The organism is Micromonospora sp. U56 (genome assembly GCF_018070095.1).
GTDB classification, from domain to species: Bacteria; Actinomycetota; Actinomycetes; order Mycobacteriales; family Micromonosporaceae; genus Micromonospora; species Micromonospora purpureochromogenes.
In genome coordinates this window covers 1-13,192 of the sequence record NZ_JAGPYL010000155.1, presented here as the reverse complement: position 1 = coordinate 13,192, position 13,192 = coordinate 1, and the positions used below count along the sequence as shown (strand labels likewise).

Here is a 13,192-nt window from a genome sequence, read left to right as displayed (position 1 = left end):
GCCGGGCGCCCGGCTGGCCACCCCCACCCCCGCCGAGCTGCGACAGCTCACGGGCGACGCCGGCGCGGGGGCGCCGCGGGCCACCGCCACCCGCGCCGGGCACGCGCTGCGCCGGCGCTGGCGGGTCGGCGCGGTGGCGGTGACGATGGGCGCCGACGGCGCGGTGCTCTGCCACTCCGGCAGCACCCCGCTGGTGGTGCCGCCACCGTCCGACGTGGAACGGGCCGAGGACACCTGCGGCGCCGGGGACCGCTTCGCCGCCACCGCCGCCACCGCGCTGGCCGCCGGGGCGGTCACCTCGGAGGCGGTGCAGGAGGCGGTCGCCGCCGCGTCCGCGTACGTCGCCGCCGGCGGGGCGGCCGGGCTGGCCCGCCGGGAGCCCGAACCGGCCGGGTCGCGTCGCCCGGCGTCCGCCGCCGAGGAACTGGTGGCCCGGGTACGCGCCGACGGCGGCACCGTGGTGGCCACCGGCGGCTGCTTCGACATCCTGCACGCCGGGCACGTCGCCACCCTCCAGGCGGCCCGCCGGCTGGGCGACTGCCTGGTGGTCTGCCTCAACTCCGACCGCAGCGTCCGCGCCCTCAAGGGTCCGGACCGCCCGGTCAACCCGGAGGCCGACCGGGCCCGGCTGCTGGCCGCGCTGGACTGCGTCGACGCCGTCGTGGTCTTCGACGAGCCCACCCCGGCCACCGCGCTGGCCCGGCTGCGCCCCGACGTCTGGGTCAAGGGCGGCGACTACGCCGGCGACGGCGCCCCCGAACTGCCCGAGGCCGAGCTGGTACGCGGCTGGGGCGGCCGGGTGGTGACCGTGCCCTACCTGGCGGGCCGTTCCACCACCGCGACGATCAGCGCCGCGCGCTCGCGCGGCGCCCGACTGGTCAAGGGAGCGAGATGAGCAGGGATCTGAACGGATCGGCGGTGCTGGTCACCGGCGGGTCGAGCGGCCTCGGCGCGGCGGTGGTGACCGCCGTGACGAAGGCCGGCGGGCGGCCGTACGTGCTGGACCGGCAGCCGCCGGCCGACGGGGTGCCGTGGGTCGAGTGCGACCTGGGCAACACCCGCGCCGCCGAGGATGCCACCCGGCGCGCCGCCGAGCAGGCCGGCGGGCTGACCGGTCTGGTCACCGCCGCCGGGATGGACGTACCCGGCAAGCTCGCCGACATCGACGGCGCGACCTGGGACCGGATCGTCGGCATCAACCTGCTCGGCACCGCCGCCGTCGTCCGGGCGGCCCTGCCGCACCTGGAGCGCGCGCACGGCACGGTGGTGACGGTCGCCTCGACGCTCGGGATCAAGGCGGTCAGCGACGCCACCGCGTACTGCGCGGCGAAGTTCGGGGTGGTCGGCTTCACCCGGGCGCTCGCCGCCGAGCTGGCCGGCCGGGTCGGGGTGACCCTGCTGATCCCCGGTGGCATGCGGACGGCCTTCTTCGACGACCGGAACGACCGGTACAAGCCGGGTCCGGACGCGATCCTCAACGACCCTGCCGACACCGCCGCCGCGGTCATGTTCGCCCTCTCCCAGCCGCCCGGCTGCGCCGTACGCGAGCTGGTGGTCTGCGCCGAACAGGAGTCGTCGTACCCGTGATCCTGGTGTTACGGGCGCTCGGCGTCGGCGACCTCGCGACCGGGGTGCCGGCGCTGCGCGCGCTGCGGGCCGCGTACCCGGACGAGGAGCTGGCGCTGGTCGCGCCGCGCTGGCTGGCCCCGCTGGTCGACCTGGTCGGCGGGGTCGACCGGCTGGTCGAGGCGGACGGGCTGGGCCACCTGGCGTGGCCCGGCCCGCCGCCGGAGCTGGCGGTCAACCTGCACGGTCGCGGCCCGCAGTCGCACCGGATGCTGGCCGGGGTCCGGCCGGGCCGGCTGCTGGCCTTCGCCAACGCCGAGGCCGGCCACCGCGACGGCCCGGACTGGCGGGCCGAGGAGCACGAGATCGACCGCTGGTGCCGGATGCTGGCCTGGTACGGCATCCCCGCCGACCGCACCGACCTCGCCCTGCGCCGCCCGGAACCGGGACGGACGCCGACCGGGGTGAGCATCGTCCACCCGGGAGCGAAGGCGGCGCAGCGGCGCTGGCCGCCGGCGCGGTTCGCCCAGGTGGCCCGGGCGCTCACCGAACGGGGACACCGGGTGGTGGTCACCGGGACCGCCGGCGAGCGGAGCATCGCCGAGCAGGTGCGCGCCCTGGCCGGGCTGCCGGCCGGCGCGGTGCTGGCCGGGGAGACCGGCCTCGGGGAGCTGGCCACGCTGGTCGCCCACGCCCGCCTGGTGGTCAGCGGCGACACCGGCATCGGTCACCTGGCCACCGCCTACGCCACCCCGTCGGTGCTGCTCTTCGGCCCGGTGCCGCCCGCGCAGTGGGGTCCCCCACCGGACCGGCCCTGGCACCAGGCGCTCTGGGTGGGGCAGCGGCAACCGGTCGACGCCGCCGCCGTGCACCCGGCACTGGCCGCGCTGGACGTGCCGGCGGTGCTGGCCGCCGTGGAGCGGGTGGAGCGGGGCACACCCCTTGCTACCCGCCGGTAGCTTCCGCTTAGGCTGGGGCGGTGAGCGGGGACATCGAGTACAGCCAGGAGTTCGTCGACGTCGACGGCGCGCGCATCGGGGTGCAGGTCTACCCCGAACCGGACGGGCCGGCCGGCGCGCCGGTGGTGGTGCTCTGGCCGGCGATGGGCGTCCGGGCCCGCTACTACCGCCCGTTCGCGGCCGCGCTGCGCGACGCCGGCCTGGCCGTGGTCGTGGCCGACCTGCGCGGCACCGGCGCCAGCACCCCCGCACCGAGCCGCGCCTGCCGGTACGGCTACGCCGAGCTGGCCGGTGACGTCGGCGCGGTGCTCGACGCGCTCAAGCCCCGGCTGGACGGGCGTACCCGGCTGCTGCTCGGGCACTCCCTCGGCGGGCAGGCGGCCCTGCTGCACCTCGCCCTGCACGGCGCGGACGCGGTCGACGGGCTCGCCCTGCTCGCCGTCGGCGTGCCGTACTGGCGCAGCTACCCCGGCGCCCGGCGGTACGGGGTGCTGCCGTACACCCAGGGCATCGCGGCGACCGCGGCGACGCTCGGCGTCTGGCCGGGCTGGGGCTTCGGCGGGCGGCAGGCGCGCGGGGTGATCCGGGACTGGGCGCACACCGCCCGGACCGGGCGTTTCCCGGTGCTGGACGGGGTGGACGCCGAGGCGGCGGTGGGCCGGATCGGCACGCCGGTGCTGGCGGTGAGCGTCGACGACGACCAGTACACCCCGCACGGCACCCTGGACCACCTCTGCGCCAAGCTGACCGCCGCGCCGGTCACCCGGGACCGCTACACCACCGCCGAGGCCGGCGCCCCGCTGGACCACTTCACCTGGGTCCGCGCCGGGCGACCGCTGGCCGCCCGGGTGGCGGCCTTCGCGGCGGGCCTGCCGCGCCGCTGAGCGGCCGTCCGGCCCGCCCCACCGCCGCATTCCCGCCGGCAACCCTGGGACGAACCGCGCGTGCGGGGACGTCCCGACCGCCGATGAGATCGGGTGCGTAGCCGCGCGTCGGGCGGGTATGCCGCTGCGCCCGAATACGGTGGAGGGGGATCAGATGTCCGAACGGCACACCGCACTGCGCTCGATGCACGATCTGGGCCTGGCAGCCTGGTTCGGTGGCTCCCTGATGGGAGCGCTCGGCGTCAACGGGGCGGCGGCGCGGATCAGCGACTCGACTCAGCGACTCCCGGTCGCCTCGGCGGGGTGGTCCCGCTGGACGCCGGTCAACGCGGCGGCGATCGGCGCCCACCTGGCCGGTGCGGTCGGCGAACTGGCCACGGAGAGCCCGCGGGTGTTCAGCCAGCGGGGCGTGGGGAAGATCAGCGCGGTCAAGACGGCGCTGACCATCGGCGCGCTCGCGGTGACCGGATACAGCCGGTTGCTCGGGATGCGGTTGGAGAAGGCCGGCAACCCGCCGGTCCAGGGGACCACCGAGCCCAACTACCAGACCCCGTCCGACGTGGCCTCCTGCCAACGGCAGATGAAGCTGCTCCAGTGGGCCGTGCCGGCGCTGACCGGGGCGCTGGTCGTGGTCACGTCGTACATGGGCGAGCAGCAGAAGCCCGGCCAGGTGTTCCGCGGGATGCTGGGACGCGCCGGCGGGATCATGAGCGCGCCGACGTCGATCGGGAAGCTCGCGGCGATGGGCACGGCCACCCGTCAGCGCCGGATGGCGATGGCCGGCTGAACGCCGTACCCGACCGGTGCGCCGGTGGCCGTCGGCGACGGCGGCCGGCGTACCGGTCGGGACGGGCGCGACAAAACGGCCGGTCGGGAAGACGAGCTGCGAGGTGGCCATGACGGCGAACGAGGGACCGAGGCGGGGCGCGGGGCGGGGGCCGGAGTCCGCCGCCCCCTGGGGCACCACGGACGGCTTCGACGCGGACCCGCCCTGGGGCGCGGGCAAGCACGACCCGATGGACGAGGGCAGCGAGGAGACCGCCGTGCCGGAGGGCCGGCGGGGTGAGCGCCGCGCCGGCGCGCCGAGCGGGCCGTCCGGGCGGAAGGGCCGGCACGGCTTCGGTCCGGTGGAGCCGACCCGGATGACGGAGGCGGGGCCGGGCGCTCCACCCGACCCGGCGCCGTCGGCACGCACCTTCCCCGACGACACGGCCGGCGGGGACCTGCCGGACAACGCGCTGGAGGAGGCCACCGGCATGCACCCGGAGGGGATCACCCGGGACTGACGTGGGGGGTGACGGGCCGTGTCCGGGACAGGCGTCCCCGGCACGACCCGAGCGCACCTCGGCCCGGTCACCGCCGGGTACGCGGACGGGACCGGCCACGGCGACCGTGGCCGGTCCCGCCGGCGTCCGTCCCCGGACCGGCCCAGCGGTCCATCACCCGCCTCAGGAGCCGGTGCCGTCCTCCTCGGCGGCCGGTGGCGGCGGCGGCTCGGCGACGGGCCGGCCGGTCTCGTCCACCAGCCCCGGCGCCATGCTGCCGCCGTGCGCCTCCTCCGCCTCGCGGACCCGGCGGGCCTCGGCGTCGTCCGGTACGGCCCTCATTCGGTCCGGAGCGCCGCCTAGCGGCGCGGAGGCCGAATTATGGCCGTCGCCCGGCTGTTGTTCCTGCGTCATCGCGGCACCTTTCTGTCGTTGCCGGCGCGGTACCCGGGCCCCAGGACGACAAACCGCCTCACACCCCGGCGCGCTCCGGCGCGGGGGTCACGCCGAGCAGCTCGGCCAGCCGGGCGGCGTCGCGCTGGGCCTGTCCCTCGCAGCAGTTGTTGAACAGCACGTGCAGCTCGCCGGCGCTCTCCGCCAGGTCGGTCAGCAGCTCCGCCCAGCGGCGCAGCTCCCCGTCGGAGTAGGCGTACCGGAACCGGTCCTCCTTGCTGCCGCCCTCCCAGTGGGCGCTGTGGCCGTGGAACCGGACCACCGCCGGCTCGGCCGTGGCTACCATGATCGGCGGCACCGAGGACGGGTGGCCCTGGGGCATGTCCACGCAGACCATGCCGAGGTCGTGGTCGCGCAGGAAGGTCACCGTCTCGGCGGCGGCCGCGTCCTCGAACCAGGAGGCGTGCCGCAGCTCCACCGCCACCGGGCAGGGCCGGCAGCGCCCCGCCAGCTCCACGATCCGCCGCCGGGCGGCCTCGCCCCGGGTCAGCCACGGCGGGAACTGCAACAGCACCGCGCCGAGCCGGTCGTCCGCCGCGAGCGGCTCCAGCGCCGCCCGGAACCGGCGCCACAGTTCCTCGTACGCCCGCTCGGGCAGCTCGCGGCGGCGGATCCGGGCCGGGCCACCGGCCGGCCGCAGGTCCTTCGGCAGCATCGACACCGGAGTCGGGTGGCCGGTGAAGAGGCTGAACGCCTTGACGTCGAAGGTGAACCCGGGCGGGGTCGCCTCGACCCAGCCGGCGGTGGTCTCCGGTGCCGGGACCGCGTAGTACGAGGTGTCCACCTCGACCAGTCCGAAGTGGCGGGCGTAGAAGCCGAGCCGGTCGGCGGGGGTCTTCGCCGAGCGTGGGTACCAACCGGACCGCAGCAGGGTCTGGTCCGCCCAGGAGGACGTGCCGACCAAAATGTCACCCATGTAGTTCAGTGGACCGCCGGAGCGCCGGATCGGCAACCGCTGGCGGCGCGTGGCGGGCGCGGAACTGTCGGTGCCCCGGCCTAGCCTGAGCGTCGACGACATCGACGGAAGGTGCAGCCATGACCACTTCGGAGCAGGTTCTCACCGGCGAGCGGGCCGACCTGACCCAGACCCTCGGCCGGCACCGGGGTTTCCTGCGGCAGACGGTGCACGGGCTGACCGACGAGCAGGCCGCGGCGCGCACCACGGTCAGTGAGCTCTGCCTCGGCGGGCTGATCAAGCACGTGGCGGTCATCGAGGATCGCTGGATGCGGTTCGCGGTCGGCGGCGCGGAGGCGATGCAGAGCGAGCCGCTGGACTGGGCGAACGGGTTCCGGATGGTCGAGGGCGAGACCCTCGCCGGCCTGCTCGACCACTACGCGCAGGTCGCCGCCCGCACCGACGAACTGATCGCCACCCTCGACCTGGACGCCGCGCAGGCGCTGCCGGTGGCGCCCTGGTTCGAGCCGGGTGCGAGCTGGTCGGTACGCCGGGTCCTGCTGCACCTCATCGCGGAGACCTCGCAGCACGCCGGGCACGCCGACATCCTCCGCGAGGCGATCGACGGCGCCAGGACGATGGGCTGACCCGCCCCGGGCCGGCGGGCTCGCTCACGGTCGCAGCCGTCGTCCCGGATCCCGCCGATCTCGCCGGCCCGCCCTCAGCGCATCGGGCAGCGCAACACCCTCATTGTCACGCACCGTAGGGGTGCCGGCGCGTCGCGGTTGACCTGACGGGTGTCGCCGCGTGATCAGCGCCACCCTCAGGGCGGAGATGTGACGTCGGGGGGGTGCCCGGCGCTGAGGGACACGAGATGAACGCACATCGGATGGACCAGGAAACCGTCGAGCGGCTGCTCGTCGGCCCGGTCGTCGACCCGCACGACGGCCCGGAGCCGCTCGTCCAACTGCTGACGGCGGTGCGTGCCGCGCCGCACCCGGGCGAGCTGCGCGGGGAGAGCGCCGCGATGCACGCGTTCCGCCGCGCCCGCGCCGGGGCTCCGCTGCCGGCTCCGTCGCCCGCCCGCTCATTCTCCCTGGCCCGACTGGCCGGGCTGAAGGTCGCGCTCGCCGGCCTCGCCGTGGCCGCCACCGGCGGCGTCGCCTTCGCCGCCGCCACCGGCACGTTGCCCGGCCCGCTGCACCGCGACGCGCCGGCCACCCCGCCGTCCGCCGTGCCGCAGTCCACCCCGCCCACCACCGCCGGGCCGGGCGGGTCCGCCGGTCCGACCAGCGGGAAGCCGGAACCGAGCGGGCCGGCACCGGCCGCGTCGATCCTCGGGCTGTGCCGCTCCTACCGCGCCGCGGCCGGCGACAACCCCGGCCAAGCCCTGGACAACCCGGCCTTCGCCGACCTCGTCACCAGGGCCGGTGGCCGGGACGAGGTGCGCGGCTACTGCGACCGCCTGGTCCGCGACACCGGGGCCCCGGCACCCCCCTCCGCACCCCCCTCGGCCGTCCACCCGACGCCCACCGAACGGTCGACCGGCCGGCCTTCGGACGCACCCTCCACCGCGGGCAGCAAGCCGGACGCCCCCGCCCGGACCGTCCCGTCCCGCCCGACCGGCTGACCATCGCCGGCCGGCCGGCTCCGCCGGCCGGTGAGCGGCGGGGCTGGTAGCTTGCGCCGATGAGTCTGCGGCGTCGACGCGTGGCGGTGGCCTTCCGCCTGGCGATCGTCATCAGCGTGCTGGCCGGGATCGTGCTCACCGCGCTCGGTCCGGCCACGGTCACCGGCCTCCTGCCGTACTTCACCATCCAGAGCAACATCGCGGTCGGACTCTTCGCCGGCCACGCGGGTTGGCGGGCCTGGCGGGGACGGCCCGAGCCGCCGTCGGCGCTCAAGGGCGCGGTCACCCTCTACATCACCATCACCGGGGTGGTCTACCACCTGGTCCTGGCCAACCCGGCCAGCCCCTTCGCGATGCCCCAGCCGGACCGCGCGCTCGGCGAGGCGCTGGGCAACCAGTTCCTGCACACCGTCGTGCCACTGCTCGCGATCGCCGACTGGGCGCTGTTCGACCAGCGCGGCCGGCTACGGTTGCGCTACGCCGCCTGGTGGCTGGCCTTCCCGCTGGCGTACCTGGGCTTCGCGCTGGTGCGCGGGCTCGTCGAGCACCGGTACCCGTACCCGTTCATCGACGCCGGACAGCTCGGCTACGCCGGGGTGTCGGTCAGCGCGGTCTTCTTCGCCTCCGCGTTCTGGCTGCTCGGCCTGCTCTTCGTCGGCGTCGACCGCGGACTGTCCCGGCGGGTCGCCGCGCCGCCGGCCGACATCTCGGCGCCCGCCGTTCCCGCGCCGGGCCCCGCCCCCGACGACGCCGCGACGGCGACCCCCGCCGCCCAGCGGTGACCGCGCCGCGGCCACGGTCGAGGGCGGGCACGCGCGACGCGGTCGCGGTCAGCGCAGCCGGGGACGCCGCCCGTCCGCGCGGGCCGAGCGGTCCCGGCCGTACGCGTCGGCGTGGCCCCAGCGCCCGGGAACGTCCAGCAGCTCCAGCCGGCCGAAGCCCTGCGGCACGGCCGGGGTGACCAGCAGTTCGTCCCCGCAGGGCCGCAGCCCGAGGATGGTGCCCAGCAGCATCAGCAGCGCGCCGGAGGCCCAGGACTGCGGGCGGCCCGCCATCGGCAACTGGACGGGATACCGGGTGATCTCGCGTGGGTAGCCGGCGATCACCTCGGGCACCGGACCGCCGAGCAGTTCCGCGACCGCGAGGACGCCGGCCGCGACCCGGGCCGCCTCGTCGTCGTGGTGGTAGCGGCGCAGGCCGGCGGCGATCAGCGAGTTGTCCGACGGCCAGACCGCCCCGACGTGCGCCCCCACCGGGTTGTACGGCAACTGCCCCTCGGCCAGCGTCCGCACGCCCCACCCGGTGAACATCTCCGGCCGGAGCAGGTGCTCCGCGACCTGCGCGGACCGCTCCTCCTCGACGATCCCGCTCCACAGCAGGTGGCCGATGTTGGAGGTGAGCGTCTCCACCGGGGTGCCGTCCGGTTCCAACGCCAGCGCGTAGTGCCCACGCCGGGGCAGCCAGAAGTCCCGGTTGAACCGCTCCTTGAGCGCCGCCGCCTCCCGCTCCAGCCGGTGGGCGTACGCCGGGTCGCCCCAGAACTCCCGCGCCAGCCGGGCACCCCGCAGCTTCGCGTCGTACGCGTACCCCTGGAGTTCGCAGGTCGCCCGCGGCAGGGCGGGCTGGCGGCCGTCAAGGTGCACGATCGCGTCGGGCGAGTTCTTCCAGGTCTGGTTGACCAGCCCGTCGCGCGAGCGCCGCTGGTAGCGCAGGTAGCCGTCGCCGGTCAGGTTCCCGTACGCGTCGATCCAGTCCAGCGCCATCCGCGCCGGGTGCTGCAACTCCCGGACCAGCGCGGCGTCGCCGGACCAGCGCTCGTACTCGTCGAGCAGGACGACGAAGAGCGGCGTGGTGTCGGCGGCGCCGTAGTAGAGCGCGGTCGGCTCCTCGCCGAAGCCGGCGGACTCGCCGTAGCGCAGCTCGCCGAGGATCTTGCCGGGCTCCTCGTCGTGGTAGTCGTCGAGTCGCCCGCCCTGGAGCAGAGCCAGCAGCCGCAGGGTGGCCGGGGCCAGTTCGGGGGTGAACGGCAGCGTCTGCAAGCAGGTGATCATGGCGTCCCGGCCGTAGAGCGCCATCGCCCACGGCAGGCCGCCCACCGGCACCGGCGTGGGGTAGGACAGCGGCATGTAGCGCAGCGCGGCCAGGTCGGTCAGCGCGCCCTGGTAGACGTCCGTCAGGACGTCCCGCTCGGCCACCAGCCGCGGTGCCCGGTCCAGCCAGTCCCGCAGGTCACGACGCATGTCGTGGTCGACCAGCTGCCGGTGCCTCTCCAGGCTGGCCCGCACGTCCCGGCCACCTTCACCGCGGATGATCATGTTGACGTGCAGGTCGGTGACCCACTGCCCGTTCGGGGGCACGGTGATCCGGTAGGTGATGCCACCCCGGTCGACGTGGCCCGGGGCGGTGGTGGAGACTTCCGCCTCCCGGCAGAACCGGTCCCGCTCGTACCGCAGCCGGAGCACCCCCTCGTCTGAGGAGGCGGTCGCGGTCGTCCGGCGGGGCCGGGGGCTGCGAATTTCCGAGGTGTCGGCGAAGTCGGCGTCGATGTCCATCCGGACGACGAACTCAGCCGGGCGGGCGGAGTGGTTGAGCACCGCGATCCGCTCGTTGAAGCTGTCGTCGATGGAGCGGTGCCGGATGATCGAGACATCCGCGTCGACGTAGTGGCTGGCCGTGCCGGGGACCAGGAAGAACTGGGTTTCGAAGTGGCTCATGTCGTCCCGGGACAGGGCGTGCAGGCGCTGGCCGTCGACGGTGAGCACCCAGCGGGACAGGAACCGCGTGTCGAAGGAGAAGAGCCCGACCGGCGCTCGCGGATCGACCTCCATGTCGCCCTGGGCGTCGCTGGCCGCGAAGGCGTTGCCGGCGATGACGTGGACCCGTTCCTGTCTCACCGGCGCAGGCTCTCTCGGGCGACGTCGCGGGGGTGCCGGGCGTCGGCCGGGCCCGGGAAGATCCGCCGCAGGGCCAGCAGCAGGGCCAGGTCACCCTGCACGGTCAGCTCGTTGCGCATCAGCGACTGCACCACCTCCGTCCGGCCGTCGACGATCCGGTCGAAGACCTCCCGGTCGGCCCGCACCACCACGTCGGCGTCGTCGGGCGAGCGGGTCACGTCGACGGACTGGTCGTGCACGGTGAGGTACCAGTGCTCCGTGCTGCCCCCGTCGTGCAGGTCGAGCCGGATCGTGCCGGCGAGGGTCTCGGGCAGTTGCGGGCGGCGGCGCGAGGTCAGCCGCTCCAGGAACTCCGCGCACGACGTCGCCATGGCACCCCTCCCCCGTCGGTCCGCAGCCCGGTGAGCACGATCGCAGCCGTCGGGGTGAGGCAGCCTCACCCGCACCGGGTGAAGCGGTCCGGTCCCTCCCTCGGAAGCTTGGGGCCCGCGGGTGCCCCGCCGGATCCGGGGTAGCAGGAGCGGAGGGAGGCGACGATGGGTGAACCGGACGACCCCCGGGTGGGCCGGGTGCTCGCGGCGCTGCTGGCCATGCAGCGGCAGTCGTGGGAGCAGGGGGTGACCGGCCAGGCGCTGCTCGACCTCGGGCTCGACCAGCAGGCGGTGCTGCTCGCCGACGCGGCGGTGACCCGTCAGCACCCGGACGGCCGGCTCGGTGACGTGTCCGGGGAGGACGGCGCGGTCAACGGCGCGGCCTGCGGGGAGGTGCTGCGGCACGCCGTCCGGGCGCACCCCGACGAGCGCTGGGCGGCGGCGCTGGACCGGCAGCTCGACTGGCTGCTGACCCGGGCGCCCCGGGCCGGCGACGGCACCCTGTTCCACCTGCTCGGCAACCGGCAGGTCTGGGCGGACACGGTGTACATGGTGGTGCCACTGCTCGCCCTCTGCGGGCATCCCGGACCGGCGGCGGCCCAGGTCGACGGTCACCGTCGCCGACTGTACGACGAGCGCAGCGGGCTCTACGCGGCGCGCTGGGACGCCGACCGGGCGCGGCTGGACCAGCCGCAGCACTGGGGCACCGGCAACGGCTGGGTGGTCGCCGGCATCGCCCGCGCCCTGCGGCTCCGGCCCGACTGGCCGACCGGGCAGCGCGAGGAGCTGGCCGGTCACGCCCGCACGGTGCTCGACGCCTGCCTGACCCACCGCAGGCCGGACGGACTCTTCCACGACGTGCTCGACGATCCCGGCAGCTTCGTGGAGGCCAACGTCGCGCAGATGCTGGCGTACGCGGCGCTGACCGGGGTCGCCGACGGCTGGCTCCCGGCCGCGTACCGGGACGTCGGGCGGAACCTGTTGGCCGCCGCCACCCGGCAGGTCGACCGGCACGGGTTGGTCCGGCCGGTCAGCGGCGCGCCGGACTTCACGCGCCCCGGCACCTCCCCGGAGGCGCAGGCGTTCCACCTGCTCGCGTACGCCGCCCTGCGCCGGGCCGGGTGACGGCGGCTCAACCGGCGCGGAGCAGGCCCCGGACGTAGCCGGCCTGGCCGGCGTGCTGGAGGCCGTCGTCGGCCACGCTGACCAGCCGCACCCCGAGGGTCACCGGCGGGTCCCACGCCTCGTCCACCACCCGGTCCAGGTCCGCCGGCCGCAGCCCGGCCAGGAACGTCCGGGTACGCCCCGCGACCGCGTCGTAGTAGTCGACCAGGGCGCGGGACCTCTCCGGGCGTACCGAGGCGACCCGCTGCGGGGTGTGGCCGTAGCCGGTGTCGTCGGGGTCGGGGTCCAGGCCGAACCGGGCGGCCCAGTCACCGGAGGTCCAGACCTGTTCCGCGCCGAGCAGGTCGGCGACATGGTGGTCCTGGATCCGGGTCAGGTGCCAGACCAGCCAGCCGACCGGGTTGCCGCCGGGCGTCGGCGATTGGCGCAGCTCCGCCGGGCTCAGCCCGTCCACCGCCGCGCGCACCAGGTCGGGCAGCCGGTCGTAGATCTCGGTCAGCAGGTCGTTCACGTCCACCGGAGCACTCCTTCGCGGGCCGCCGTCTCCCGTCGGGTACCGCCGGCCGGGGCCGGTAAACCCGGCATCTAGGGTGATCACGTGGTCGCGGCGCTGGAGCTGTATCTGGACACCGACGCCACCCGTCGCATCCGGGCGCTCTGGGACGCGCTGGAGGCCGAGGGCGTACAGAGCATGCGCTCGTTGCTGGAGCAGCGGCACCGGCCGCACGTGTCCCTCGCCGTGGCGCCCCGCCTCGACCCGGAGCGGGTGGCCGACGCCCTGCGCGGGACGGTGGTCGCCGCGCCACTGCGGCTGGGCTTCGACCACGCCGGCCAGTTCGTCGGCCGGGTGCTCTGGCTCGGCGTCACCCCCACCGTCGAGCTGCTGGCCCAGCACGCCCTGGTGCACGAGCGGCTGACCCGGGCCGGGATCACCCTGTCCGAGCAGTACCGCCCAGGGCGCTGGGTGCCGCACTGCACCCTGTCCATGCGGGTGCCGAACGTGCTGATGGCCGCCGCCGTCCGACGGTGCCTGGAGATGCTGCCGCTGGAGGCGACGGTGATCGCCGCCGCCGTCGCCGACCACGCGCGCAACTTCTCCCACCCCCTCCCCTGACCACCGCCCCACCCGGCTCCGCCCCCAGGCGTGTTG

At 75.7% G+C, this 13,192-nt stretch carries 16 protein-coding genes; 11 read left to right on the top strand and 5 right to left on the bottom strand.

Annotated features, from left to right (window positions below):
* The 6 genes from rfaE2 to KBX37_RS30730 all read left to right on the top strand — a co-directional run.
* The coding region (rfaE2, locus tag KBX37_RS30755; protein WP_210779366.1) for a D-glycero-beta-D-manno-heptose 1-phosphate adenylyltransferase at positions 1-895 on the top strand (895 nt) is incomplete at its 5' end.
* Positions 892-1,587 carry an SDR family oxidoreductase gene (locus KBX37_RS30750; protein ID WP_374103931.1) on the top strand — a complete coding sequence of 232 codons (696 nt, stop codon included), beginning with the start codon at positions 892-894 and terminating at the stop codon, positions 1,585-1,587. The genes rfaE2 and KBX37_RS30750, both read left to right, overlap by 4 nt.
* Positions 1,584-2,525, top strand: a complete 942-nt coding sequence (locus tag KBX37_RS30745) for a glycosyltransferase family 9 protein (RefSeq protein ID WP_210779365.1) — start codon at positions 1,584-1,586, stop codon at positions 2,523-2,525. Before KBX37_RS30750 ends, KBX37_RS30745 begins: the two co-directional genes overlap by 4 nt.
* Before the next feature lie 20 nt (positions 2,526-2,545).
* Entirely contained in the window at positions 2,546-3,409 is an 864-nt protein-coding gene (locus KBX37_RS30740) for an alpha/beta fold hydrolase (RefSeq protein ID WP_210779364.1), read from the top strand.
* A gap of 154 nt (positions 3,410-3,563) precedes the next feature.
* Positions 3,564-4,196 (top strand): hypothetical protein, encoded by a 633-nt coding sequence (locus KBX37_RS30735; protein ID WP_210779363.1) that lies wholly within the window; start codon positions 3,564-3,566, stop codon positions 4,194-4,196.
* A gap of 109 nt (positions 4,197-4,305) precedes the next feature.
* On the top strand, positions 4,306-4,695 hold the full coding sequence (locus KBX37_RS30730; protein ID WP_210779362.1) for a hypothetical protein: 390 nt from the start codon (positions 4,306-4,308) through the stop codon (positions 4,693-4,695).
* A gap of 162 nt (positions 4,696-4,857) precedes the next feature.
* On the opposite strand, the gene KBX37_RS30725 is transcribed toward KBX37_RS30730, so the two are convergent.
* Positions 4,858-5,088: a GTPase activator gene (locus KBX37_RS30725; protein WP_210779368.1), complete on the bottom strand. Its 231-nt coding sequence runs from the start codon at positions 5,086-5,088 to the stop codon at positions 4,858-4,860.
* 58 nt (positions 5,089-5,146) lie between these two features.
* Positions 5,147-6,043, bottom strand: coding sequence for a DUF72 domain-containing protein (locus KBX37_RS30720; RefSeq protein WP_210779361.1), 897 nt, complete (start codon positions 6,041-6,043; stop codon positions 5,147-5,149).
* 119 nt (positions 6,044-6,162) lie between these two features.
* Between KBX37_RS30720 and KBX37_RS30715 the strand changes: the two genes are divergently transcribed.
* The 3 genes from KBX37_RS30715 to KBX37_RS30705 all read left to right on the top strand — a co-directional run bounded on the left by KBX37_RS30715 (position 6,163) and on the right by KBX37_RS30705 (position 8,434).
* On the top strand, positions 6,163-6,669 hold the full coding sequence (locus KBX37_RS30715) for a DinB family protein (RefSeq protein WP_210779360.1): 507 nt from the start codon (positions 6,163-6,165) through the stop codon (positions 6,667-6,669).
* A gap of 227 nt (positions 6,670-6,896) precedes the next feature.
* A complete protein-coding gene (locus KBX37_RS30710) occupies positions 6,897-7,652 on the top strand; it encodes a hypothetical protein (RefSeq protein WP_210779359.1) in 756 nt (251 codons plus the stop codon).
* 59 nt (positions 7,653-7,711) lie between these two features.
* Entirely contained in the window at positions 7,712-8,434 is a 723-nt protein-coding gene (locus KBX37_RS30705) for a Pr6Pr family membrane protein (protein ID WP_210779358.1), read from the top strand.
* A gap of 48 nt (positions 8,435-8,482) precedes the next feature.
* Here KBX37_RS30705 and KBX37_RS30700 read toward each other — a convergent pair whose 3' ends face one another.
* Together KBX37_RS30700 and KBX37_RS30695 are read right to left on the bottom strand one after the other, a co-directional pair.
* On the bottom strand, positions 8,483-10,546 hold the full coding sequence (locus tag KBX37_RS30700; protein WP_210779357.1) for a glycogen debranching N-terminal domain-containing protein: 2,064 nt from the start codon (positions 10,544-10,546) through the stop codon (positions 8,483-8,485).
* Positions 10,543-10,917 (bottom strand): SCP2 sterol-binding domain-containing protein, encoded by a 375-nt coding sequence (locus KBX37_RS30695; protein ID WP_210779356.1) that lies wholly within the window; start codon positions 10,915-10,917, stop codon positions 10,543-10,545. The genes KBX37_RS30700 and KBX37_RS30695 overlap by 4 nt, the downstream gene beginning before the upstream one ends.
* A 165-nt stretch (positions 10,918-11,082) precedes the next feature.
* Here KBX37_RS30695 and KBX37_RS30690 point away from each other — a divergent pair, with 165 nt between their 5' ends.
* Positions 11,083-12,042, top strand: a complete 960-nt coding sequence (locus KBX37_RS30690; protein WP_210779355.1) for a glycoside hydrolase family 88 protein — start codon at positions 11,083-11,085, stop codon at positions 12,040-12,042.
* Between the two features lie 7 nt (positions 12,043-12,049).
* On the opposite strand, the gene KBX37_RS30685 is transcribed toward KBX37_RS30690, so the two are convergent.
* On the bottom strand, positions 12,050-12,559 hold the full coding sequence (locus KBX37_RS30685) for a DUF664 domain-containing protein (protein WP_210779354.1): 510 nt from the start codon (positions 12,557-12,559) through the stop codon (positions 12,050-12,052).
* 81 nt (positions 12,560-12,640) lie between these two features.
* Between KBX37_RS30685 and KBX37_RS30680 the strand changes: the two genes are divergently transcribed.
* The gene (locus KBX37_RS30680; RefSeq protein WP_210779353.1) at positions 12,641-13,156 is read left to right on the top strand and encodes a 2'-5' RNA ligase family protein; all 516 of its coding nucleotides are present in this window, start codon (positions 12,641-12,643) and stop codon (positions 13,154-13,156) included.
* Positions 13,157-13,192 lie beyond the last annotated feature (36 nt).